A 419-nucleotide genomic window follows, 5' to 3' on the forward strand; every position below is an offset into this window, starting at 1 on the left:
GCTCTTCACCTTGCTGACGATCCCTCGCTACAGCTCGTGAACAGGTTTTATAGCTCAGTGCAAAGGACTAACAAGAGAGCCGGGCATTGCCCGGCTCTCTTTTTTATTGCGTCGGCTCTGCAGGCCGATGGCGCGCCTCAGCGCTGGAAGGGGTAGACGGAGCCCAGCTTCAGGATCTGGGTCAGCTCGTCCAGGGCGGTTCGGGTCTCCAGCACCAGGGCTGGATCGCGCAGATCGTCCAGCGCCAGGCTGTCGCGGTAGTGGCGATCCACCCAGTTGTCCAGACGGGCAAACTGGTTGTCGTTGATGAGGCAGGCCGGGTTGACCGCCGCGAGCTCGGCGTCGTTCATGGCGACCCGCAGTCGCAGGCAGGCGGGGCCGCCGCCGTTGCGCATGCTCTGCTTCACGTCCATGAAATG

1 protein-coding gene is annotated in these 419 nt (G+C 63.0%); it reads right to left on the reverse strand.

Annotated elements, in window-relative coordinates:
- Positions 1-137: 137 nt before the first annotated feature.
- Positions 138-419: N-succinylarginine dihydrolase (locus tag JWG43_RS18790; protein WP_205244432.1), on the reverse strand; the 282-nt coding region annotated here is incomplete at its 5' end.

The organism is Desulfobulbus alkaliphilus, assembly GCF_016918545.1.
GTDB lineage: Bacteria > Desulfobacterota > Desulfobulbia > Desulfobulbales > Desulfobulbaceae > Desulfobulbus > Desulfobulbus alkaliphilus.